At 64.9% G+C, this 21,972-nt stretch carries 21 protein-coding genes; 8 read left to right on the top strand and 13 right to left on the bottom strand.

The window, feature by feature from the left end; translation table 11 throughout:
• Positions 1–44 precede the first annotated feature (44 nt).
• Positions 45–665, bottom strand: a complete 621-nt coding sequence (locus ACM42_RS37485; RefSeq protein ID WP_271533462.1) for a response regulator — start codon at positions 663–665, stop codon at positions 45–47.
• Between the two features lie 201 nt (positions 666–866).
• On the opposite strand from ACM42_RS37485, the gene ACM42_RS37480 reads away from it, so the two are divergent.
• Positions 867–2,225 carry a histidine kinase gene (locus tag ACM42_RS37480; protein WP_271533461.1) on the top strand — a complete coding sequence of 453 codons (1,359 nt, stop codon included), beginning with the start codon at positions 867–869 and terminating at the stop codon, positions 2,223–2,225.
• 38 nt (positions 2,226–2,263) lie between these two features.
• Entirely contained in the window at positions 2,264–2,662 is a 399-nt protein-coding gene (locus tag ACM42_RS37475) for a calcium-binding protein (RefSeq protein WP_271533460.1), read from the top strand.
• Between the two features lie 16 nt (positions 2,663–2,678).
• Here ACM42_RS37475 and ACM42_RS37470 read toward each other — a convergent pair whose 3' ends face one another.
• Positions 2,679–3,317, bottom strand: a complete 639-nt coding sequence (locus ACM42_RS37470; RefSeq protein ID WP_271533459.1) for a response regulator transcription factor — start codon at positions 3,315–3,317, stop codon at positions 2,679–2,681.
• 100 nt (positions 3,318–3,417) lie between these two features.
• On the bottom strand, positions 3,418–5,583 hold the full coding sequence (locus ACM42_RS37465; protein ID WP_442868973.1) for a PQQ-dependent dehydrogenase, methanol/ethanol family: 2,166 nt from the start codon (positions 5,581–5,583) through the stop codon (positions 3,418–3,420).
• A 351-nt stretch (positions 5,584–5,934) separates the two neighbouring features.
• Between ACM42_RS37465 and ACM42_RS37460 the strand changes: the two genes are divergently transcribed.
• A complete protein-coding gene (locus tag ACM42_RS37460; RefSeq protein WP_271533457.1) occupies positions 5,935–8,382 on the top strand; it encodes a TonB-dependent receptor in 2,448 nt (815 codons plus the stop codon).
• Positions 8,383–8,528: 146 nt separating this feature from the next.
• On the opposite strand, the gene ACM42_RS37455 is transcribed toward ACM42_RS37460, so the two are convergent.
• The 5 genes from ACM42_RS37455 to ACM42_RS37435 form a co-directional block, all read right to left on the bottom strand.
• A complete protein-coding gene (locus ACM42_RS37455) occupies positions 8,529–9,275 on the bottom strand; it encodes an SDR family NAD(P)-dependent oxidoreductase (RefSeq protein WP_271533456.1) in 747 nt (248 codons plus the stop codon).
• 148 nt (positions 9,276–9,423) lie between these two features.
• Positions 9,424–10,359, bottom strand: a complete 936-nt coding sequence (locus ACM42_RS37450) for an MBL fold metallo-hydrolase (RefSeq protein WP_442868972.1) — start codon at positions 10,357–10,359, stop codon at positions 9,424–9,426.
• 65 nt (positions 10,360–10,424) lie between these two features.
• Positions 10,425–11,630: an NAD(P)/FAD-dependent oxidoreductase gene (locus ACM42_RS37445; protein WP_271533455.1), complete on the bottom strand. Its 1,206-nt coding sequence runs from the start codon at positions 11,628–11,630 to the stop codon at positions 10,425–10,427.
• A 121-nt stretch (positions 11,631–11,751) separates the two neighbouring features.
• Positions 11,752–12,021, bottom strand: coding sequence for a hypothetical protein (locus tag ACM42_RS37440; protein ID WP_271533454.1), 270 nt, complete (start codon positions 12,019–12,021; stop codon positions 11,752–11,754).
• Positions 12,022–12,118: 97 nt separating this feature from the next.
• Complete coding sequence (locus tag ACM42_RS37435; protein WP_271533453.1) at positions 12,119–13,078, bottom strand: helix-turn-helix domain-containing protein; 960 nt, start codon at positions 13,076–13,078, stop codon at positions 12,119–12,121.
• A 298-nt stretch (positions 13,079–13,376) separates the two neighbouring features.
• Between ACM42_RS37435 and ACM42_RS37430 the strand changes: the two genes are divergently transcribed.
• The 5 genes from ACM42_RS37430 to ACM42_RS37410 all read left to right on the top strand — a co-directional run bounded on the left by ACM42_RS37430 (position 13,377) and on the right by ACM42_RS37410 (position 17,673).
• Entirely contained in the window at positions 13,377–13,544 is a 168-nt protein-coding gene (locus ACM42_RS37430; RefSeq protein WP_271533452.1) for a hypothetical protein, read from the top strand.
• 62 nt (positions 13,545–13,606) lie between these two features.
• Positions 13,607–14,014 (top strand): hypothetical protein, encoded by a 408-nt coding sequence (locus ACM42_RS37425; protein ID WP_271533451.1) that lies wholly within the window; start codon positions 13,607–13,609, stop codon positions 14,012–14,014.
• A 149-nt stretch (positions 14,015–14,163) separates the two neighbouring features.
• Positions 14,164–15,627, top strand: coding sequence for a GH1 family beta-glucosidase (locus tag ACM42_RS37420; protein ID WP_271533450.1), 1,464 nt, complete (start codon positions 14,164–14,166; stop codon positions 15,625–15,627).
• Between the two features lie 168 nt (positions 15,628–15,795).
• Complete coding sequence (locus tag ACM42_RS37415) at positions 15,796–17,028, top strand: acetyl-CoA C-acetyltransferase (protein ID WP_271533449.1); 1,233 nt, start codon at positions 15,796–15,798, stop codon at positions 17,026–17,028.
• A gap of 342 nt (positions 17,029–17,370) precedes the next feature.
• Positions 17,371–17,673, top strand: coding sequence for an HU family DNA-binding protein (locus tag ACM42_RS37410; protein WP_035705209.1), 303 nt, complete (start codon positions 17,371–17,373; stop codon positions 17,671–17,673).
• A 70-nt stretch (positions 17,674–17,743) separates the two neighbouring features.
• On the opposite strand, the gene ACM42_RS37405 is transcribed toward ACM42_RS37410, so the two are convergent.
• The 5 genes from ACM42_RS37405 to ACM42_RS37385 all read right to left on the bottom strand — a co-directional run bounded on the left by ACM42_RS37405 (position 17,744) and on the right by ACM42_RS37385 (position 21,727).
• A complete protein-coding gene (locus ACM42_RS37405; RefSeq protein ID WP_162832024.1) occupies positions 17,744–17,899 on the bottom strand; it encodes a hypothetical protein in 156 nt (51 codons plus the stop codon).
• 5 nt (positions 17,900–17,904) lie between these two features.
• Positions 17,905–20,286 carry an endopeptidase La gene (gene lon / locus ACM42_RS37400; RefSeq protein WP_271533448.1) on the bottom strand — a complete coding sequence of 794 codons (2,382 nt, stop codon included), beginning with the start codon at positions 20,284–20,286 and terminating at the stop codon, positions 17,905–17,907.
• An 8-nt stretch (positions 20,287–20,294) separates the two neighbouring features.
• Entirely contained in the window at positions 20,295–20,678 is a 384-nt protein-coding gene (locus tag ACM42_RS37395) for an Hsp20/alpha crystallin family protein (RefSeq protein WP_028180878.1), read from the bottom strand.
• Positions 20,679–20,843: 165 nt separating this feature from the next.
• The gene (locus tag ACM42_RS37390; RefSeq protein WP_271533447.1) at positions 20,844–21,410 is read right to left on the bottom strand and encodes a YciE/YciF ferroxidase family protein; all 567 of its coding nucleotides are present in this window, start codon (positions 21,408–21,410) and stop codon (positions 20,844–20,846) included.
• A gap of 110 nt (positions 21,411–21,520) precedes the next feature.
• The gene (locus ACM42_RS37385; RefSeq protein ID WP_028180880.1) at positions 21,521–21,727 is read right to left on the bottom strand and encodes a hypothetical protein; all 207 of its coding nucleotides are present in this window, start codon (positions 21,725–21,727) and stop codon (positions 21,521–21,523) included.
• Positions 21,728–21,972 lie beyond the last annotated feature (245 nt).

The raw sequence follows: 21,972 nt of genomic DNA, 5'->3' as shown, positions 1-21,972 counted from the left end.
ACATCAACATTGCAACGCTTGTGTGACCGAAATTTGTGGCGTCGTCAGGCGACGCCGCTGTCGATCGCCAGCCGTACCAGCTCGACGGAGGTTTTCACCCCGAGCTTCTGGCGCATGATGGACGAGGTATTGGCAACCGTCTTGTAGGACGATTGCACCAGCCAGGCGATCTCCGACAGGCTCTTGCCGGCGCTGAGCAGCCGCAGGATCTCCATCTCGCGCGCATTCAGCTTCGACAGCGGGCTTTGCGCCAGCGTCGGCCCCGCAAAGGCGATGCTGCGCGCGATCGCGGTCGGAAGGTACGTGCCGCCGCCGCCGACGGCGCGGATCGCCTCGACGAGATCGTCAGGATCGCCGGTCTTGGAGACATAGCCCTTGGCGCCGCACTCGATCGCCCGCGCGGCGAAAGCAGGATCGTCATTCATGCTGAACATGATGATGCGGGCCTCGGGCGTGCGCTCGAGAATGCGGCGCGCGAGCTCGAATCCGGAGACGGTCGGCAGGTTGATGTCGATGATGCAGAGGTCGGGACGTTCGACAATGAAGACGCACTCGCCGTCTTCGGCGTCGGCGGCCTCCAAAATCTCGATCTCGCCCTCGTCGGCCAGCACGGCACGGCAGCCGGACGCGACAATGGGATGATCGTCGACGATCAGAATGCGCATAGGCGTTCCCCGCGACAGCGCGCTCCCCGTGTTGGAATGTGCCTGTTTTGCGCCGCATGCTGCCGGCATGAGCGCGTCTCATGTGGCCTCATGCAACCCGGCCGGGATTGCTGTACGCTTCCGATTAGATATCGGGCGCTTCGCCTCTGTCAACGTCATCGGACAGGGGCGGGCATCCTTCGCGAGGCACAGGCGATACCAATGTGGCAGAATTTATCCTTGCGCGGGCGCATCAACCTCTTGCTGGCGCTGCTGCTGGCGCTGGGGCTCGCCGTCAATATCGGCCGGCAGGTCGCAGAGGCCGGGCCGCGCGTGCAGGCCGAGGACCAGAGCGTGATCCGCCTTGCCCGAGAGTTCATCGAGATGATCGTGGCGGATCTCAACGAGGCCCCCGACCCGGATGCCAGGCTCAACCAGATCGCGCGCGATCTCAGCCGCCTGCGCCATGTCAGCATCACGCTCCGGGACGCCGGCGGCCAGCCGCTGACGCCGCCCCGGCTTGACGCCGACGCCGACACGCGCGCGCCGCCGGCCTGGTTCGTCGCCCTGGTTCATCCCGAGCAGACCGCGGTCAGCGTGCCGGTCTCGATCCGTGGCAAGCCCGCCTCGCTCGTGATTACCTCGCATCCCGACGACGAGATCGCCGAGATCTGGGACGGGATCGTGACCCAGCTCGAGGTCGGCTCGGTGATCGCGCTTGCGCTGTTCTTCCTGATGATGAACGTGGTCGGCCGGGCGCTGGCACCGCTTCAGTCGCTGGCTGAGGCAATGGGGAGGCTCGAAGGCGGACATTATGATGCCCGCGTCGCGCCAGGCGGCGCGCCGGAACTCGCCGCGATCTGCACCAAGCTCAACCACCTTGCCGCGACGCTTGGTGAGGCGGTCGAGGACAAGCGGCGTCTTGCCGAGCGTGCGGTGTCGCTGCAGGATATGGAGCGCAAGGAGATCGCGCGCGAGCTCCATGACGAGTTCGGGCCATACCTGTTCTCGCTGCGCGCGCATGCGAGCGCGCTGGCGAAGCTGGCGGACGGACGCGACCCGAGTGCGGATGCCGTGCGAAAACATGGCAGCGCCATGCTGGAGCAGATCAATGCACTCCAGCAATTCAACCGCCGCGTGCTGGAGCGCCTTCGGCCCGTGGGCCTTGCCGAGCTCGGCTTGCGCAAGGCGCTCGAATCCCTGTCGCGGCTATGGCGGCAGTCGCATCCTGACGTCGCGATCGAAACCGTGATCTCGCCGGCGCTCGGGCCGACCGGCGAGACGGCCGATCTCACCATCTATCGTATCGTGCAGGAGGCGCTCACCAACGTATTCCGCCACGCCGGTGCGACCGCGGTCAATGTCGTCATCGAGCCGGTGGAGCAGATGACTCACGACGGCCGCGGCTGCGCCCGGGTGCGGGTCAGCGACAACGGCCGCGGCATGGAGCCGGGGCAGAAGCTCGGCTTCGGCCTCGTCGGGATGCGTGAGCGGATCCTGGCGCTGGGCGGCACGCTCAACGTCGTCTCCGGCGATGCCGGCCTGACCGTGGAGGCCTTGATTCCGACTGCCTCATCCTGATCTGAATGTCACGTCCACTGCCTCAGGGGGAGCTCGAAATGCTGAAGTTTAGCGGATGGACGGTCTCGATACTGGCTGTCGTGATGGTGTCGGGATCTGCGCTGGCGGCTTCTCGCGCTGATCCTGTCAGGAAGTTCGATACCGACAGCGACGGGACGCTGGACCATATCGAGGTCAGGAAGGCCGCGACGGCGCTTTTCGCCAGGCTCGACCCGGATCACGACGGCACGCTGGACGTGCGGGAGTTGCGGGGCAGATTATCCGCCAAAGAGATCGCGGCAGCGGATCCCGACCACGATGGAACGCTCTCGGTGAATGAATATCTCGCCGTCGTTTCGCAGCGCTTCGACGCAGCCGATCCGGATCACGACGGAACGCTGGATGGGAGAGAACTGAAGACGCCTGCCGGACGCGCGCTGCTCCAGCTCCTGCAATAAACCGGCGGCTCGCGCGTCAGTTCGAGCTGTCTGCGCCGCCCGCAAGCTCGCGCGCCCGGCGGAGCAGGTCGCTCGTGCGACGGATACCGAGCTTGGTCCTCGCCTGCTTGATCAGCCGGGCGACGGCCCGGGGCGTGATGATCAGCTCTTCGGCGATCGCGGAATATGAGTTTCCCTGGCCGAGCAGGCTGAGCGCCTCTCGTTCTCTGCGCGTCAGTGTGGCGACCTTGCCGGAATCGACGTGATCGGGCAGGGGCACGCCGCGCAAATTGATCCGCTCGTCGACATAGCGATGGCCGAGCCTGACCTGACGCACCGCCTTTGGCAGTTCGTCCGGCGGAGAGTCCTTCAGCAAATATCCGATGGCTCCCGCCTTGATCGCGGACGCCACGATATTTGCGTCCGCATGCATGCTGAAAACCAGGATGCGTGCGAGCGGCGCATCCGAGGAGATGCGGTGCAGCAAGTCGACACCGCCCAGTGCTTCTCCCGGAAAGGTCAGATCGAGGATGACGACCCCGGGGCGGTGCTCCAGAAATGCTTCATAGCCGCTCGGCACATCGCGCGCAGCGACCACGTCCTCGACGTCCCCCAGCACGATGCGACAGGCTTCGGCAATGATGGGATGGTCGTCGACGACGAGTATGGGGCTCAAGGGATTTCTCTGAAAGGCATGATGTTTCAAAGGATTGAGGCGTGTGGCGAGCGTCGGGCGAGCCGGCTGCGGCAATGCCTGCCGCAGCCGTATCGCCGCGTCATTTCTTCGGCCGTATTGCGTCGGCCGTGCCTTGGATGAAAGCCTGAATCTTCACGACATCGGCTTCCGTCAGCTTGCCCGTGAAGTCCGGCATGCCCTTGTCGCGGAACGGTCCCTTGAACACGATGTTCTTGAGGTTGGCGATCTCCTCCGCCGGCACGTAGCCCAGGTTGCGGACGTTGCCGCCCCTGTCGACACCGGGCACGCCATGGCAGGTGGCGCAGGCGGCGACATAGAGCGCCGTTCCTTCGGGCACGTCCTTCGGATCGTACTTCACGCCCTGGAGCAGGCCTTCGGTCTGGTACTTCACGAATTCCGGCAGCGGCGCCTTGCCGTTGAGCGCGAACGTGTAGACCGTCCCGGGACTTTGCCGCTCGGTCGCCCGCTGCGCCATGCCATAGACTCCGCCCCAGCCGACGGCAATCGAGACATACTGCACGCCATCGAGCATATAGGTCGAAGCCGCCGCGACGACGCCGGTGCCGGTCGCTGTTTCCCACAGCGTCTTGCCCGTCTTGGCGTCATAGGCGACGAAGCGTCCATCCGCGGTGCCCTGGAACACTAGGTTTCCGGCTGTGGTCAGCGTGCCGCCGTTCCATGGTGAGGGGTATTCGACGCGCCAGGCTTCCTTCTGCTTGACCGGGTCCCACGCGACCAGGCGTCCGAACGGAAGACTCTTGGGCGGCTCTCCGTTGAGCACGAAGCCGACATTCCAGCCGGTGGCCCCGCCGAATTTGCCCGGCGTTGCGGCATTCTGCTTGAACTTCTTTTCCGGAATGAGGTTCAGCGGCACGTTCTGGGCCGGCAGATAGACCAGCCCGGTTTGCGGGTTGAACGACATCGGGTGCCAGTTATGGGCGCCGTAGGGTCCCGGGATCGAGTCGTACGCCGCGTCGCCACGCGCGGCCGGCACCTCGATCGGGCGGCCGTTGGCGTCGTAGCCGGTGGCCCAGTTCACATCGACGAAATTCTTCGCCGAGATGAATTTGCCGTTGGTGCGGTCGATCACGAAGAAGAAGCCGTTCTTGGGCGCGTGCAGGATGACCTTGCGCGGCGCGCCGTCGATGCTGATGTCGGCGAGTATCATCGGCTGGGTCGAGGTGTAGTCCCAGTGGTCGCCGGGCGTCTCCTGATAGTGCCAGGCGTATTTGCCGGTGTCGGCGTTCAGCGCCACGATCGAGGCGAGATAGAGATTGTCGCCGCCGGCGGGGCTGCGCACGTTCCGGTTCCAGGGCGAGCCGTTGCCGGTGCCGATGTAGACGAGGTTGAGATCGGGGTCGAAGGTGATGGTGTCCCACGGCGTGCCGCCGCCGCCGTTGAGCCAATACTGGCCGGCGGGATCCCAGGTCTTGGCCGCCTTCTCCATCGACTCGTCCTCGAACGGCTTTGACGGATCACCGGGGACGGTGAACCAGCGCCAGAGTTGGTTTCCGCTTTCGGCATCGTAGGCGGTGACGTAGCCGCGCGCGCCATATTCGGCGCCGCCTTGTCCGATCACGACCTTGCCGTTGAAGACGCGCGGCGCGCCGGTGATGGTGTAGGAATGCTCGTGGTCGATCAGCGTGTCCTTTTCCCAGACCTTCTTGCCGGTTGCCGCGTCGAGCGCGATCAGGCGGCCATCATAGGCGGCCACGAACACCTTGCCCTTGTAGAGCGCGACCCCGCGGTTGACCACGTCGCAGCAGCCCCTGTAGCCGAGCTCGCGGTTGACTTCCGGATCGAACGTCCAGATGCGCTTGCCGGTTCGCGCGTCGATGGCATGCACGACGCTCCAGGAGGCCGTCTGGTACATGATGCCGTCGACGACGACCGGCGTCGCCTCGACGCCGCGCGAGGATTCGAGATTGTAGGTCCAGACCAGGCCGAGGCCTTTGACGTTGTCGCTCGTGATCTGATTGAGTTTCGAAAAGCGGGTCTCGGCGTAGTCGAGACCGACTGTCGGCCAGTTGTTGGACGTCGCGGTGTTGGCCTTGATGTAGGCGCCGTCGACCTGCGAGGTGATGGCCTTGATGCTCTCCGGCGTCGGGGTCTTTGCCGAATCCTGCGCAGACGCGGCGGCGATGGATGCGCCGAAGCCCAAGCCTGCGAGAAGACCCAGGACGAGGCTGCCGCGGACTGGCCGAGCCGATGAATATCGAACGGAAAAGCGGTCCCCCAACGTCATCATGTCCTCCTGTATTCTTGCTTGCCGTAAAGGCACCCCGCCCAGGAGGGCGGGGTGAGTCTACGGATGAATGACTCGCGATCAGATCGCGATGTCGAGCCAAGGATTGCACGAAGGTCTTTCGCGAGGTTCGGCAAAAAGTCTCGCGGCGACCGGGAATAGTTCCCGGCCGCGCCCGATGAGGCTCGCGCCCGCCGTTGGACGGATCGGGAATAATTCCCGATTTGGTCGGGAATTTAAGCTCCGGACAGGGCGGACGTTTTACGGCTGGTGCTCTTCGGCTGTTGGCCTGTATCGTTGGCCTAACCGGCGGGGAAACGAGCCGGACGATACGGGTGGAGGCGGGCAAGAATGGGCGTTCGTGGTCTGGTCATCATTTCAGTTTCCACGGGAATGGTTGTTGCGACCAGCGCGATGGCCGCGCAGGACGAGGAGACCAACGTCCAGAACCTGCCGCCGGTCGAGGTTGCGGCGCCATCGCCTGCGGCGGCAAGACGCGCCGCGCCGGCGCGACCGGTCGCGCGCGTGGGGGCGCCGGGCTCCGCCAGTCCAAGGACACGCCTATACGTCTATCCAACCGCGCCGGGTATCGGCCGCGGCCTCGACGTCGACAAGGTTCCGTCTTCCATCAATGCCGTCGATGCCAGCCAGATTAGGCGCACCAACTCGCTGAACGTCACCGACGCCCTGCGCGACAACATCGCCGGCATCAACATCAGCGAGGTCACCGGCAATCCGTTCACGCCCGATGTCGAGTTTCGCGGCTTCGTCGCCTCTCCCGTGACCGGCACCCCGCAGGGCCTTGCCGTCTACCAGAACGGCGTCCGCATCAACGAGGCGTTCTCGGACGCCGTCAATTGGGATCTGATCCCCACCGCCGCGATCAGGTCGGTGACGCTGGTGACCAACAACCCCGCCTTCGGTCTCAACGCGCTGGGCGGCGCGATCAACCTGCAAATGAAGGACGGCTTCACCTATCAGGGCGCCGAGATAGACGTGATGGGTGGCTCGTTCGGCCGTATCCAGGGCTCGGCGCAATGGGGCAAGCAGGTCGATCAGAATTACGCCGTCTACGCCGCGCTCGAAGGCCTGCGCGATAACGGTTTCCGCAATTTTTCCCAATCGACCGTTCGGCGCTTCTACGGCGATGTCGGCTACAAGGCCGGCGACAGCGAATTCCACGCCAACATGGGGGTCGCCAAGAACAATTTCGGCGCCAGCGCCACCGTTCCGGCCGAGCTGCTGGATAAATATTGGGGCGCGACCTACACCACACCGCAGACCACCGCCAACCGCGTCGGCTATCTCAACCTGACCGGAAAGGTCGACGCGACGCCGACCTGGACGCTCGAAGGCACCGCCCATGTGCGCAGGTTCGAGCAGAAGATCGTCGACGGCAATCCAACCGACGTGGAGGAGTGCGCTGCAGATGCGGCGCTGCTCTGCTTCGGCGACGACACCACACCCGCCAACGGCGCGGGCGGCGTGCAACTCGCCAACCCCTTTGCGCCGGGGACGATCCTCGGCGCGATCGACCGGAGCTCGATCCGTTCGACAACATTCGGCGTGTCGGGGCAGGCCACCAACACCGATCAACTGTTCGGCCACGACAATCGCTTCGTGATGGGCGCAACCTATGACGCCAGCACCACGCGCTACAACGCCAGCTCCGAGATCGGCTCGATGGGAGAGAATTACGTCGTCAGCGGTAGCGGTGTTTTCCTGGGGGCGACTCCCACGGCAGATCCCGTTGCCGGCCCCGTCTCGTTGCGGACCGTCAATCAATACAACGGTCTCTACGCGATGGACACGTTCAACGTCACGGACGCTTTCGCCATCACTGGCGGCGGCCGCTTCAACGCGGCGCGGATCTCGCTGGAAGACCAGCTCGGGACTGCGCTGAACGGCGATCACACCTACACCCGCTTCAATCCGATGATCGGAGGCACCTACAAGATCACGCCGGGATTGACCGCCTATGCCGGCTATTCTGAGGCCAACCGCGTGCCGACGCCGCTCGAGCTCGGCTGCGCGGATCCGGCCCGTCCCTGCCTCATCGCGGCCTTCCTGGTTGCGGATCCGCCGTTGAAGCAGGTCGTCTCCAAGACGGTGGAGGCCGGCTTCCGTGGCACCAAGGAGCTGAACATCGGCACGCTGGGATGGAAGATCGGCGGCTTTCGCGCCACCAACCATGACGACATCGTAGCGGTGCCCGCCGTCGGGCGGACGGGCTTTGGCTATTTCACCAATGTCGGCCGGACACGGCGGCAAGGGCTGGAAGCGGAGGTCAACATCAAGTCGCCCACGCTTCAATTCCAGGCGAGCTACGCCTTCGTCGATGCGCGCTTCCTTGATCCGCTCGAGCTCGGCTCGGAAAGCCCGTTCGCCGATGACGCCACCGAGACCATCCAGGTCAGACCCGGCAACCAGATCCCCGCGATCCCGCGCCACCGCGTCAAGGTCGGCGTCGACTACGCCGTGACCGACGTCTGGAAGGTCGGCGGCAACGCGCTGTACGTCTCCAGCCAATACATCGTCGGCGACGAGTCGAACCAGTTCGCGAAGCTGCCGTCCTATACAGTGTTCAATCTCCACACCTCCTACCAGGTGACGAAGAACATCCAGCTCTACGGCCGTGTCGACAACGTGTTCGACAAGCGCTACGCCACCTACGGCCAGTTCTTCGATCGCGAGGCCCTGCCGAACTTCACCAATGGCGGCGCCGAATTCACCGACCCGCGCTCGCTGAGCCCGGCAAGGCCGCGCGCGTTCTATGCGGGCATGCGCGTGACGTTCTAGGCGCTTGCGAAGCGCGGCGGATTCAATATCGGCGCAGGACTCAAAGCGCAATGCGATTGGGATGATTCGTTGTCGCGCTTTGGGCTATTCTTCGAGCGTGATCTTTTCGGAAAGCCGCTGCACACCTTTCCGGATCATGCTCTAAACTAGGCCAGTCCCAGGCCACCATCGACTGCGAGAACTTGGCCCGTCATCCATTGCGAGGCGGGACCTGCAAGCTGCACGATCCATCGCGCAATGTCGTCGGGAACGCCGCGCCGACCGAGCGGAATTCGCGCGCGCTCTTCGTCCTTGACGGCTTCTGCCGCTTCCGCGGACAGCCCCATCATTCCGGTCAAGGCGCCGGATTCGGTCGGACCGGCCGCGATCGCATTCACCCTTATCCCAAGTGGCGCGAGCTCGAGCGCCCAGCAGCGTGTCAGGTGTTCCAGCGCCGCCTTGCTCGCGGCGTAGTGGGACAGTCCCGCGGCCGGCCGGTGACCAAATGTCGAGGAGATGTTGATAATGGTGCCCCGCGTTGCCTGCAGGTGAGGAAGGGCGGCGCGGGCCAGCAGGCTCGGACCGACCACATTGACGGAAAATATGTCCGCGATCCGCTCGGCCGCGACATCCGACAACGGAAGGATGGCTCCGGCGCCGGCGTTGTTGACGAGCGTGTCCAGCCGGCCCCATCTGCCGATCGCCTCGGCGATGGTCCGCTCGGCGTCTTCTGCGGAAGCGGTATCCGCAATCAGGCCCGCGATGTTCTGATGCTCCGCTATCGTATTCTCAATAGGCCCGGCACGACGGCCGGTGATGAGCACCTTGTCGCCCTGGTTGGCGAAACGGAGAGCTGCGGCTCGACCGATGCCGGAACTGCCGCCTGTGATGATTACGACCTTGTTTTCTTGCATGTTCGTTCGCGTGGTTGCGCCGTTCGAAATCGCCGGAGCGACCGTAGACCAACGCTTCGGCTTCGACGGCTCAGTGCATGTGGAGTCCCAGGGCGCAAACTCATCGCGATGAGCGCGCGCCCCGGTTTGGATTCGGTCCGGCAAGCGCTCAATAGTCCCAGGACACGGGCACCCAGCGGAAAGCGTCGCCGGCGACCGCGACATGACCGACCGACGGGAACGGCATATGCGTGGCCACCAGCAGCTCGCGGTTCGCCGCAAGCTCCCGCAAAAGGTTCACTCTGACGCGGGCGGCTTCCTCGGGATCGTGTTCGAAGCCGTTGTGCCAGTCAGGGTGTTCGAACCCGACGGTGAACACGAGGTCGCCGGCGAATGTCAGTCGCTCGCCGCCGGAGGTCAGGCGGACCACGCTGTGCCCGGGGGTGTGACCGCCGGTGCGGCAGACCACCACCCCCGGCGCGACCTCGAATTCGGCTTCAAACGTCCGGAGCTGGTTGTGATATTCGTGCGCGAACCGCTTGGCCGTCTGTCGAAGTGCGTCGGGGAATCCCGGCGGCATGGAGACGCGGGAGAAATCGGGCGACTCCCAGAACTTGACTTCGGCGGCTGCCACATGGATCCGCAGGTCCGGACGCAGCCGGTCTTTCACGCCTTCGACGAGCAACCCGCCGACATGGTCCATGTGCATGTGGGTCAGCACCACGTCGGTCACGGATGCCAGATCGATGCCGGCGGCCTCCAGTCGCTTGACCAGCTGTCCGGCTCGCGGGAGGTGCAGGTCCGGGTCCAATCCGAGCCCGGCGTCGATCAGAATGGTCTGCTCTCCGCTGCGCACCACGACCACGTTCAACGCCCAGTCGAACGCGTCCGGCGGCAGGAACATGTCATCCAGCCAGGCCGCGCGGACCGCGGGGTCGGCATTGTGCGCCAACATCTCGGCGGGCAGCGGCAGCACGCCGTCGCTGATCACCAGCACGTCGATCTCGCCGACCTTCAGCGCATAGCGCGACGGGACGAGCTCTTCGGGTTTTGATGCAACGGAATAGGAAGCGTTGTGCAAGTTCATGTTGATCTCCTGTATCATGCTTCTGGCTGGTCTTGGTTGATCAGGTCGCGTAGCCAGGAGCGCGGCCGTCATCGCGTCGTGCGTTAGAGGCTGGTCACGCGTTCCGGATCGGCCGACGCGAGCGCAGCGGCGCGTTCGGCCTTCGGCGGATAGATCCAGACCGTGTTGATCTCTTGCTTCGTCTTCTTGGCGACATCACCGACCATCTCGACCTTGCGGTCCCAGCCACGGGTGAACAGTGCGCCGGCTTCGCCGAGATCGAGACAGGTGACGTAGGCCTTCTGGTGGTAGGGCCTGGTCGGAACGCCGAGCAGCTCGGCGGCGGCATTGTTGCCCGCAAAGGCGCCCATGCGCGTGGCGTGCTGGCACGACATCAGTGCGTAATTGCCCTCGTCGTCGCAGGCGGCGCGGGCCGCATCGCCGGTCGCGAAGACGCCCTCGACGCCCGGCACCCGCAGACAGCTATCGACCAGCAGCCGGCCGAAACTGTCGCGCTCGGCAGGGATTTGCGCCGTCAGAGGGGCCGCACGAATACCCGCCGCCCAGATCACGGTTTCGGTTTCGATGTGCTCACCGCTGGACAAGGTGACGCCGGACTCGTCGAGCGAGGCGACGCCGGCACCGAGGCGGGTCTCCACGCCGAGCTTGTGGAGGGCGCTCTCGATGACCGGTCGCGGGCCTGCACCCATGTCGGGTGCGATCGCGCTGTTGCGCTCGACGATGATGACGCGAGTCCTGGCATTCGGGCCGAGGATTGCACGGAGCCGCGCCGGCATTTCGGTGGCCGCCTCGATGCCGGTGAAGCCGCCGCCGGCGACGACGACCGTATCGCGCCCATTCGCGGCCGGCCGCTTGGCAAGGCCATGCAGGTGCCTGTCGAGCGCGATCGCATCGTCGAGCGAGTCGACGCTGAACCCGTGCTCGGCAAGACCCGGGATGTTCGGGCGGAACAGCCGGCTCCCGGTGGCGACCACGAGTCGATCGTAGGAGAGCGCCTTCTTGGAGTCCTTGGCCGTGGCGACCCTCACCGTGTGGGATTGGGTTTCAACCGTCTCGACGCTGCCCTGAACATAGGTGACATCGATCGCCTTGAGCACATCGAGGAGCGGTGCCGTCAAGGTCTCCGGATTCTTCTCGTAGAGCCGCGGGCGGACGACCAGCGTCGGCTCGGGTGCGACCAGCGCGATCTCGAGTTCGTCAGGCGAGACGCCCTGGATCTCGCGCAGGCGGGCGGCGGAAAGGGCGGCGTACATGCCGGCGAAGCCGGCGCCGATGATGACTAGTCGCATTGACGGTCTCCTTTGGTTGATCTTCCTGGGCACAGGCGCGTTGCCGCCGCCGCTGCGGGTTTGCGGCAAGTCCTGTTGCGGTCAGCGACGACGCGAATGATTGAAGCGAGCTTGCTGACGCCTATTGGAGCGGGCAGCCGGGTGGCCAGTCCTGACGAAAGACGATCGACCGCGCGGACTTGCGGCTCCAGTCCTGATAGGGAAGGCGGAAGCTGTCCCCGGTGATCACCGAAATCACGGGGTGGGCGCGTTGTGCGGATTGCGGCGGAATGTCGTCACCTGTTGCTGAAGTGAAGCGAACAGTCAGCGTAAGTCCGTACACGACCGCAGTAGCGAGCCCCTTGCGTGATGAGGTGATGGCCAACCGGTGGACAAAGTCTTTCCCGATCATCATTTGCCTCCGTCACGGGATTGGACATGGTGATGGTCTAACCGATCAGGCGTGCCGCTGCCCCAGCGCGATTGCTGTCGACATCGAGCGATTGCTGCTAACGCATGCGCCTGCGCCATTCGCTCGGCGTTTCGCCGGTGAGCTTCCTGAAGGCCGCGGCGAACGCCGTCTGCGAGGAATAGCCAAGTGCCGCAGCGATCGAGACGACCGGGTCGTCGCTCTCCCGCAGCATGTTCATGGCCTGCTCGAGCCGGTGTTGGCGCAGCCAGGCATGCGGCGAGAGCCCGGTGCTCTCCTTGAAGGCGCGGCAGAAGTGAAAGCGCGAGAGGCCGGCATCGGACGCCAGCGCATCGAGGGAGACGTCCGCATCGCTGTCCGAGCGCAACCGTTCGATCGCGCGGAGCAGGACCTTCGGCGACAGCCCGCCCATGGTCGGTTGGAACGTGGCCGGTGAACCCGTGTGCGCAGCCAGGACGCGCGTGGCAAGAAGATCCGTCACCTGGTGCCGGAACAGCGTGTCGAGGACCCCATTGCCTTCGAGCGCATCCGCTGAGCTCAAGAGCAGTCGGGACGTAATGGGGTCAGGGTGCGCGGTCCGCTCCAGCAGGTCGGCCGCTCCTGTGATCCCGGCTTCGCCGGCAACGCGCTTCAGTGTCGCATTCGGAAGGTAGAGCTGAACGACATCAACGGGCTTCGGAATGTCCCATCGGGAGCTCGATCCTTCCGGGATGATGATCACGACTCCAGGACGAAACGTGCCGATCGAAACCGATTTTCCCGACCGGCGCTCCATGCGCTGCATCACGCCGTTATAGGCCATGATCACGTGGTGGCTCATGGGTTCGACGACGTCATGCAATGGATCGTGTTTCCAGTGCGCGATCCCGGCGCCGGAGGAGTCCAGCGCCATGCGGGTCGGTTCAGTCCTGAGCACCCGCGCCATCTCCACCTCGGCGGTGCGTCGCTCGGACATGGCGATATCGACGGGGTGTGCGCTGGGCAGGGGTGGCTGGCCCCTGGACGGGTGATTGCGCATGAGTGCGGTGCTCCCGGTCATGGCGTGGCTCCTTCTGATCGCTTGCTGCTTCAGATCAGGTGCCCGTGCTTTTACGGGTCGGCGCGAGTTCTATGCGGCGCAGAGGCTCCGGGTCTTGCCTGGAACGGTTCTGTTTTGCCCGATCCTGCTCCGGGCAATCGTGCGGTTACACGAATGCACGATGAGCGACGTTGAGCTGTCGCCCGCCGCCGCGGGCTTGGCGCCGCCCTTAACCGATCAGAAACCATGGAAAATGATCTGAAAATTGTAATGAAACTGCTCGGTCTTCTGCGCGTCGGTTTGCCGGAGGGCCCGTCTGATGACAGAACGCCAGTTGAGAGAGCAGGAATTCCTGATCGCGCGTTACCGGTATTTGGAGCGCGAAGTGACCGACCCGCTTGCCGCGCATCTGCTTCACAGCATCATCGAGGAGCTTGAGGCCGAGCTGCGCAAGGAAAGACCGGATTGGCACGGGCACGGCCATTAACGATTTCTTGGCATTAAATCGTGCCAATGGTCCGCGTGGGAATACCAGGAGAGACTGCTCCCATGCTGAAGGACGGCACCTACGCGGCGTGGTACAGGACGCCCCTCGACCAGGGTACCGGGATCGTCCATGTCGCAGACGGCCAGATTTGGGGCCGTGACAGCCTGATGACATATCACGGCTCCTGCTCGGTCGACGGCGAGCGCTTCACCGCGACCGTATCGACGAAGCGTCATACCGATGGGCGTTCGACGGTCTTTGGCGTTGAGGATGAGCTCACGCTGGACATCGAGGGACGCTGCCCCGGCAAGATCGCGAGCTACACCGCGACGGCACAACAGGTGCCGGGAATGATCCTCCATGGCACGCTCATTCTGACGGAACAGCAGCCACCCGCACGCGAACGAGCCGAGCAGCTGCCGGCGTTCAATCCCGACAAGCTGCGAAAATTGCCGAAGCGCTCGCGCTGAGCGGGAAGCAACCGCGTCGGCTGGCCCGCATCCATATGTCGCGCCAAGGCAGCCAGATTCTGCATCCGGCTTTCGCCAAAGCTTGCTTTTCAAACGGCCCGCGACTCGCCATTGTGCGTCCGCAATCACCCGGAAGCGGAGAAGCATCCATGACGGACAAGGTCTCGCGTCGCCAGCTTGCGAAGATCGCGGGGCTGTCCGCAGCCGGCATGACTGGCGCGCTCGATGCAGCCGAAGCCAAGCCGGCTCGGCAGCGGCGCGGTGGAAGCGGCTTTCCGGCGGGCTTTGTCTGGGGCACGGCGACCTCGTCCTATCAGGTGGAGGGCGCGGTCGACGAGGACGGGCGAGGGCCCTCGATCTGGGACAAGTTCGTGCGCATCCCCGGCAAGATCGAGGACGGCACCAATGGTGACCGTGCCAATGAGCACTATCACCGCTACAAGGAGGACATCGCGCTCATCAAGGAGCTCGGCTGCAGGGCCTATCGCTTCTCGGTGGCCTGGCCGCGGCTGTTTCCGGACGGCGATGGCAAGCCCAACCCGAAGGGGCTCGACTTCTACAATCGTCTCGTCGACGAGCTCCTGAAGAACGGCATCGAGCCGTGGCTGACGCTCTATCATTGGGACCTGCCCCAATCGCTCCAGGACCGTTTCGGCGGCTGGCGTTCGACGGAAACCTGCAAGATCTTCGGCGATTACGCGGCCTATGTCGCCGAGCGTCTGACCGACCGGGTCAGGAACGTGTTCACGTTGAACGAGAGCGGCCGCTTCGTCTATTTCGGCTACGGCATCGGCATCGACGCGCCGGGCCTGACACTGCCGCAAGCCGATGTCAACCAGATCAGGCACAACAGTGCGCTGGCGCACGGGCTCGCGGTGCAGGCGGTGCGTGCCCATGGCCGCCGCGGCACCAGGGTGGGGCCGGCCGAGAACGTCGATGCCTGCGCTCCCGCGATCGACACGCCGGAGAACGTTCGCGCCGCGGAGATCGCGCTGCGCGAGATGAATGCCGGCTATCTCAACGTCATCATGACGGGGCGCTATACCGACGCCTTCCTGAAATTCGCCGGGGCCAACGCGCCGAAATTCACCGATGCGGAGCTCAAGATCATCTCCTCGCCGGTCGACTTCCTCGGCCTCAACATCTACGCGCCACAGAATTACGTCGTGGCCTCCGACCAGGGCGCGGGCTTCATGCCGCTGCCGATCCCGAAATCGTTTCCGCACATGAATTCGGATTGGCTGCGCGTCGGGCCGGAGACGATCTACTGGGTGCCGAAGCTGGCGGCAAAGATCTGGAAGACGGATGCGATCTATATCAGCGAGAACGGGGCATCCGGCGACGATGCGGTGACGCCCGACGGCAAGATCTACGACACCGACCGCATCATGTATCTGCGCAACTATCTCGCCCAGCTCCAGCGCGCCACCAGCGAGGGCGTGCCGGTGCGCGGCTATTTCCTCTGGAGCCTGATGGACAATTTCGAGTGGGTATATGGACTGAACAAGCGCTTCGGGCTCTACCACGTCAATTTCGACACCCAGGTTCGCACGCCCAAACTCAGCGCCAGCTTCTATCGCAACGTGATCGCGAAGAACGCGGCGGGAGTGTAGCTCTCCCCTCTTTCGAAGCCCGGCCATGACGTTGCGGCAGCTTTCGTGCGGTCGGCTCGATTTTACGCGCGGCGGAAAATCGGGTGAGGGCGCAAACGCCGCGCATTGACTCCACTCCTCCCCTGATTCACAACGCCCTCAACATCCATAAACGAGAGGACAACGCCAATGGCTGACGCGCTGATCATCGATGCCTGCCGGACCCCACGCGGCATCGGCAAGGCCGGCAAGGGAGCGCTCTCCGGCATTCATCCGCAGCAGCTTGGGGCAACCGTGCTGCGCGCACTTGCCGATCGCACCGGCATCGATACGGCAGACGTCGACGACATCGTCTGGGGCTGCAGCGCGCAGGTCGCAACGCAAAGCGGCGATCTCGGCCGCATGTCCGCGCTCGATGCCGGCTACGACGTGCGCGCCAGCGCGGTGACGCTCGACCGCTTCTGCGGAAGCGGCATCACCAGCGTCAACATGGCCGCGAGCTCGATCATGGCGGGCGCCGAAGACCTCGTCATCGCCGGCGGCTGCGAGATGATGTCGATGGAGGGACGCCGTGGCGGCGGTCCGATGATGATGGACGGCGGCAATCTCCGTCTGCGTGCGCGGCATCCGCAGTCGCATCAGGGCGTCTGCGCCGATGCGATCGCGACCATGGAAGGCATCACGCGAAGGGATGTCGACGCGCTCGGGCTGGAGAGCCAGAAGCGCGCCGCGCATGCGATCGCGAACGGCCACTTCGAGAAGAGCCTCGTGCCGGTCCACCGCGAGGACGGCAGCCTCGCGCTCGACCACGAGGAGTATCCGCGGCCGCAGACTACGATGGAGGGCCTGAGCAGCCTGAAACCGGCGTTTCCCGCCATCGCCGATTACGCGCTCGACGACAAGGGCACGACCTATCGCGGCCTGATCCTGCAAAAATATCCCGATCTGAACATCGACTTCGTGCATCACGCCGGCAACTCCTCCGGCGTCGTCGACGGCGCCGCCGCGATCCTTCTGGCCTCGCCGGCTTACGCCAAGGCACACGGCCTGAAGCCGCGCGCCCGCGTGGTCGCGATGGCCAACATGGGGGACTCGCCGACCTTGATGCTGAACGCGCCGGTGCCGGCGACGCGCAAGGTGCTGGCGAAGGCGGGCCTCACCATCGACGACATCGACCTGTTCGAGATCAACGAGGCGTTTGCGGTGGTGGCGGAGAAATATATCCGCGATCTCAAGCTCGACCGCGCCAAGGTCAACGTCAACGGCGGCTCGATCGCGCTCGGCCATCCCATCGGCGCCACCGGCTCGATCCTGATCGGCACCGTGCTCGACGAGCTCGAACGGCGCGATCTCAAGCGTGGTCTCGTCACCATGTGCGCCGCCGGCGGCATGGCGCCGGCCATCATCATCGAGCGCGTCTAGCCGATCGCCCCTCACTTTCTCCCTGTTTTTGCGGGGCGTAAGACCGGCGACATGCGATCCGACCCTTATTTTTCAGGGTGAAACACGACCGGCCTTTCACAAAGAGGCCGGTCTTCGCTTGTCGAAAGCGGCGAATCAGTTCTAGCAAGATGTAGTGCGGGCCTTTGAAACAAGGCAAAATCCGCTGCCCAAGGCTCCTTCCGCACTGGAAGTGGCTAAAATGCAGGGTTTTTTGCCACAGCGGGGCAAAAAGCCCGTAAAATCGCGACAAAACTGTGCAGAAGGCTATAGGCCTTCGCCGGTTGGTCTAATATGCAGCCGTCACGAATCAGAGGAGACACGATGGCAACCCAAATGTCCAAATCGCAGTTGATCGAAAAGATTGCGACCGCCACAGAGCTTTCCAAGCGCGACGTCAAGAACGTCATGGAGACGCTGACCGACGTCGGCCACAAGGAGCTCAAGAAGAACGGCCTGTTCCTGGTGCCGGGCTTCGCCAAGTTCGTGGTCATCAAGAAGCCCGCGACCAAGGCGCGCAAGGGCACCAACCCGTTCACGGGTGAAGAGATGATGTTCAAGGCCAAGCCGGCCCGGAAGATCGTCCGCGCCCGCCCGGTCAAGGCCGCCAAGGACGCCGTGTCCTGAGAACGCAAAGACCCCCTTCAAGGAGGGGGCCTTTTGTTTGGGGCAGCCGCGGGGGCTTGAGACGGAGGGCTCAACCCTTGCGGCGCTTCACCCGGACCGGGACCGGCTGAAGCCGCGGCTCAGGCGCCGCAAGCGCATCGCGAACCCGGTCGATCGCGCGATCGAGCAACTGGCGCAGCCGCTGCGTCTTCCGCGATCTCTTCGCTTTCTCCAGCAGTTTCTTCATCGCATTCACTCCGCAGCTTCGACCTTGAACTCGGTCGGCTCGAGCGCCGCGGCGATGGCCTCGTCGACGCGCTCCAGCCAGATGAATTCAAGGTTGTCCCGCGCGCTCTTCGGGATGTCGTCATAGTCCCGCTTGTTGCGCGCCGGCAGCATCACCCGCTTCAATCCGGCGGCGGCCGCAGCCACCACCTTCTCCTTGATGCCGCCCACCGGCAGCACCAGGCCGCGCAGCGAGATCTCGCCGGTCATCGCGGTGTCGCTGCGCACCGTGCGATTGCTGAGCAGGGACGTCAGCGCCGTGAACATCGCGACGCCGGCGCTCGGCCCGTCCTTCGGGGTTGCGCCCGCGGGGACGTGAACGTGGATGTCGCTCTTCTCGAACAGCTGGGGATCAATGCCGAGCTGGGCGGCTCGGCTCTTCACCAGCGTCATCGCGGCCTGCACGCTCTCGCGCATGACGTCGCCGAGCTGGCCGGTCAGGATCAGAGCGCCCTTTCCCGGCACGCGCGTCGCCTCGATGAACAGGATGTCGCCGCCGACCGGCGTCCAGGCAAGGCCGGTGGCCACGCCGGGAACGCTGGTGCGCAGTGCGATCTCGCCTTCGAAGCGCGGCTGGCCGAGCACGGTGGCGATGTCCTTCGGCGTGATCACGACCTTCGTGGCCGTGCCTTCGGCGACCTGCACCGCGGCGTGGCGGAACAGCTTGCCGATCTCGCGCTCGAGGTTGCGCACGCCGGCCTCGCGGGTGTATCCCTTGACGATCAGCTTCAGCGCTTCCGGCTCGATCTCGGCCTGCTCGGCCGAGAGGCCATTGGCCTCGAGCTGCCGCCGCACCAGATAGCGCTGCGCGATCTCGAGCTTCTCGTCCTCGGTGTAGCCGGCGAGGCTGATCAGCTCCATGCGGTCCAGCAGCGGACCCGGAATCTGGTCCAGCATGTTGGCGGTCGCGATGAACACCACGCGCGACAGGTCGAAGGGCACGCCCAGGTAATTGTCCCGGAACGTCCCGTTCTGCTCGGGGTCGAGCACCTCCAGCATGGCGGCGGAAGGGTCGCCCTGCACGCCACGGCCCATCTTGTCGATCTCGTCCAGCATCATGACGCAGTTCCGCGCGCCGGCCTTCTTGATGCCCTGGATGATGTTGCCGGGCAGCGCGCCGATATAGGTGCGCCGGTGACCGCGGATCTCGGCCTCGTCATGCACGCCGCCCAGGCTGACGCGCACGAAGGGGCGATCCATCGCGCGTGCGATGGATTGGCCGAGCGAAGTCTTGCCGACGCCGGGCGGGCCGACGAAGCAGAGGATCGGGGCCTTGCCCTGCGGGGCGAGCTTGCGCACCGCCAGATATTCGATGATCCGGCTCTTGATCTTCTCCAGGCCGAAATGATCCGCGTCCAGGATGCGGCGCGCCTCCTTGATGTCGATCGGCTTCTCCGCGGGCAGCGCCCAGGGCAGCTCGATCAGCCAGTCGAGATAGGTGCGGACCATGCCGGCTTCGCCGGCGGCTTCCGGCATGCGCTCGTAGCGGCGCAGCTCCTTCTTGGCGTGCGCCTCCGCCTCCGGCGGCATGTTGGCCTTGGCGATCGCCGCCGTCAGCTCGGTGACCTCGGCCGCCTTGCCGTCGCCTTCGCCGAGCTGGCGCTGGATGGTCGCCATCTGCTCGCGCAGGATCGCCTCGCGCTGCCGCTCGTCGAAGGAGGCCTTGGTCTGCTGCCCGATCTCCTTGCTGATGCGCAGCACCTCCAGCCGCTCGGCCAGGTGCTTCGACACCTTCTCCACGCGGAGAGCGAGGTCGATGGTCTCCAGCACCTCCTGCTTGTCCTGCGGCTTGATGTCCATGAAGGAGGTCGCCAGATCCGCCAGCGCGCCGGGCGCGCTGGTGCCCTGGAAGACCGCGGCCAGCTCGGGCGGCGCCTGCGGCAGCAGCTCGATCGCCTCGATCGCCTGGCGCTGCAGGTTCAGCGCGCGCGCCTCGATCTCGGGCGAGGTCGTGGTCGGCTCGGGGATCTGCTGGATGCGGGCGGCCGGGAACGGCGTCCCCGGCAGGAAGTCGAGGATGCGCGCGCGCTGCACGCCCTGGCAGACGATGTGGTTGGTGCCGTCGGGCGCGGTGATGTAGCGCACGATGTTGGCGATGGTGGCGACCCTGTAGAGGTCGTCCGGCCCGGGCTCCTCGGTCTCGGGGCTGCGCTGCAGGACGATGCCGATCGGGCGCTGCTCGCGCAGCGCCTGCTGCGCGGCGGCGATGGACTTCGCCCGGCCGATCGTGATCGGCGCGATGGCGCCGGGAAACAGCACCATCTCGCGCACGGGGATGATGATCAGCGCGTCCTCGGGGATCGTCACGTCGTTATTGGTCTGTTCGTTGTTCATCTGTTCGTTGGCCATGATCGACCTCAGGATTTGGCGAGGCGCAGTGCGACGCAGCCGTCCATCACGAAGCGGCTGATCGCGTAGCGGCCAAGGGGGAGCGCGATGCGCCGCTCGAAGCGGCCCTGCGGCAGCTCGAGCCGATGGATGCGGGCGTTGCGAAGCTCCGGCGGGAGGGTGCGCTGACCGGAGATGACGAGAACGCCGTCATGGATGACCGTCTCGACATTGTCCGGATTGACGCCGGGAAGCGCCACCAGGATCAGGAGCTCACGCTCGGTTTCGAGCACGTCGATCGGCGGCTCCCAGCAGGCTTCCTGGCGGCCGAACTGCTGGCGCAGCCGATCGGCGCGGGTCAGCGAGTCCAGGGCTTCGGACAGCATCCAGTTGAGGGGATTTTTGGGTTGCATGATGCGGGCTCGGGGGTGGGAAAGCCTGCATATGGGGCTGGTTCCCGGGAAATCCAGTGCGGTGGCGCCGGTGTGCCATGCGCCGTCGTGCCATCGAGCAAGAAAGCGCCGAACGACAAAACGCCGCGGCACGGGCCGCGGCGTTTCCCGATTGGCCGGCGCGGGTCAGGCCGCGGCGCGGTACTCTTCTTCCGCTTCCAGGTTGATCACGGAGGTGGCGAGCTCCGTCAGCGTGTGATCGGTCGCCTCTTCCTCGTCCAGCGTCGCCTGGAGCAGCCTTGCTGCGTCCTGCATGCCGAGCTCCTCGGCCCAGGTGCGGAGCGTGCCGTAGCGGGAGATCTCGTAGTGCTCGACAGCCTGGGCGGCCGCGAGCAATCCGGCATCGAGCGCCGGCGCGCCCTTGAACTCCTTCATGATCTCGGCGCCTTCGTCGGTAATGCCGTTGATCGCCTCGCAGGGCTTGCCGCGTGCTGGCTTGCCCAGCATCTTGAAGATCTGGTCCAGCCGCTTGACCTGGCCCTGGGTCTCGCGCAGGTGCTTGTTGAAGGCGGCGGTCAGCTCTTTCGACTGCGCTGCCTTCGCCATCTTGGGCAAGGTCTTGATGATCTTGTTCTCGGCGAAATAGATGTCCTTCAGCGTCTCCAGAAACAGGTCGCTGAGCATCTTCGGGGCCTGACGCGGTCGCCGCGCCGCTGTCTTCCTGGTCGCGCGCTTCTTTGCTCGTTTAGCCATACGTCCTCCTCTTGAGGTGACACGGGAAGGCGTCGCCTTCCTCAATCCTCGGGCGATCAAAACCTTCGGAGAACGAAAGTTCCAAACTGCAACCCGCGTTCGCGGATCGCTCAGGTCGGGCGCTTGTACGGGTCTTCCTGGCGCTGCCGCTCTTCCGTCGCGCGATCAAGGCGTGCCCGCTCGCTGCCGCGCAGATGGCCGGCCTTCATCACCCCGTAAACGAGGGCTCCGCCGAGCACGAACGCGCCGATGAACCAGAGCCAAAGCATCTGGGCCGAGGCGTGGCCCAGCAGCATGCCAATTCCGCTGTCGCTCATGATTGGTCTCCATCGATCTCCATTGTGGTCATGCTGAGCTAAGTCGGCGGCCGAAACGTCGTTCCATGCGCCTGCGGCGTCAGACCGGATCCGCCAGCGGTGGCCGGACCGCCGCACCCTTGGGCTCGTTGCCCCGGATATCGTCTTCGATGCCCAGACGCGACAAGGCCGACGGAGCCAGATCGCGCGGCGCGCGCCGCTGATCGCCGCCTCGATCTTGGCGGTGATCGCGCACACCCTTGGTC

The sequence above is a fragment of the Bradyrhizobium sp. CCBAU 25338 genome, assembly GCF_028128965.1.
In the GTDB taxonomy this organism is placed as follows: domain Bacteria; phylum Pseudomonadota; class Alphaproteobacteria; order Rhizobiales; family Xanthobacteraceae; genus Bradyrhizobium; species Bradyrhizobium liaoningense.
The sequence above is the reverse complement of the archived record's forward strand: the minus strand, read 5'-3'. Positions and strand labels throughout refer to the sequence as shown.

Bases quoted from the DNA above. Each gene is read 5' to 3' on its own strand.
- ACM42_RS37385 (WP_028180880.1), bottom strand. From the start codon at position 21,727: ATGAGCGACAGCGGAATTGGCATGCTGCTGGGCCACGCCTCGGCCCAG.
- ACM42_RS37480 (WP_271533461.1), top strand. From the start codon at position 867: ATGTGGCAGAATTTATCCTTGCGCGGGCGCATCAACCTCTTGCTGGCG.
- ACM42_RS37455 (WP_271533456.1), bottom strand. From the start codon at position 9,275: ATGCAAGAAAACAAGGTCGTAATCATCACAGGCGGCAGTTCCGGCATC.
- ACM42_RS37475 (WP_271533460.1), top strand. From the start codon at position 2,264: ATGCTGAAGTTTAGCGGATGGACGGTCTCGATACTGGCTGTCGTGATG.
- ACM42_RS37420 (WP_271533450.1), top strand. From the start codon at position 14,164: ATGACGGACAAGGTCTCGCGTCGCCAGCTTGCGAAGATCGCGGGGCTG.
- ACM42_RS37405 (WP_162832024.1), bottom strand. From the start codon at position 17,899: ATGAAGAAACTGCTGGAGAAAGCGAAGAGATCGCGGAAGACGCAGCGG.
- ACM42_RS37430 (WP_271533452.1), top strand. From the start codon at position 13,377: ATGACAGAACGCCAGTTGAGAGAGCAGGAATTCCTGATCGCGCGTTAC.
- ACM42_RS37485 (WP_271533462.1), bottom strand. From the start codon at position 665: ATGCGCATTCTGATCGTCGACGATCATCCCATTGTCGCGTCCGGCTGC.
- ACM42_RS37410 (WP_035705209.1), top strand. From the start codon at position 17,371: ATGGCAACCCAAATGTCCAAATCGCAGTTGATCGAAAAGATTGCGACC.
- lon (WP_271533448.1), bottom strand. From the start codon at position 20,286: ATGGCCAACGAACAGATGAACAACGAACAGACCAATAACGACGTGACG.
- ACM42_RS37460 (WP_271533457.1), top strand. From the start codon at position 5,935: ATGGGCGTTCGTGGTCTGGTCATCATTTCAGTTTCCACGGGAATGGTT.
- ACM42_RS37450 (WP_442868972.1), bottom strand. From the start codon at position 10,359: ATGATACAGGAGATCAACATGAACTTGCACAACGCTTCCTATTCCGTT.
- ACM42_RS37425 (WP_271533451.1), top strand. From the start codon at position 13,607: ATGCTGAAGGACGGCACCTACGCGGCGTGGTACAGGACGCCCCTCGAC.
- ACM42_RS37440 (WP_271533454.1), bottom strand. From the start codon at position 12,021: ATGATCGGGAAAGACTTTGTCCACCGGTTGGCCATCACCTCATCACGC.
- ACM42_RS37465 (WP_442868973.1), bottom strand. From the start codon at position 5,583: ATGACGTTGGGGGACCGCTTTTCCGTTCGATATTCATCGGCTCGGCCA.
- ACM42_RS37395 (WP_028180878.1), bottom strand. From the start codon at position 20,678: ATGCAACCCAAAAATCCCCTCAACTGGATGCTGTCCGAAGCCCTGGAC.
- ACM42_RS37415 (WP_271533449.1), top strand. From the start codon at position 15,796: ATGGCTGACGCGCTGATCATCGATGCCTGCCGGACCCCACGCGGCATC.
- ACM42_RS37435 (WP_271533453.1), bottom strand. From the start codon at position 13,078: ATGACCGGGAGCACCGCACTCATGCGCAATCACCCGTCCAGGGGCCAG.
- ACM42_RS37390 (WP_271533447.1), bottom strand. From the start codon at position 21,410: ATGGCTAAACGAGCAAAGAAGCGCGCGACCAGGAAGACAGCGGCGCGG.
- ACM42_RS37445 (WP_271533455.1), bottom strand. From the start codon at position 11,630: ATGCGACTAGTCATCATCGGCGCCGGCTTCGCCGGCATGTACGCCGCC.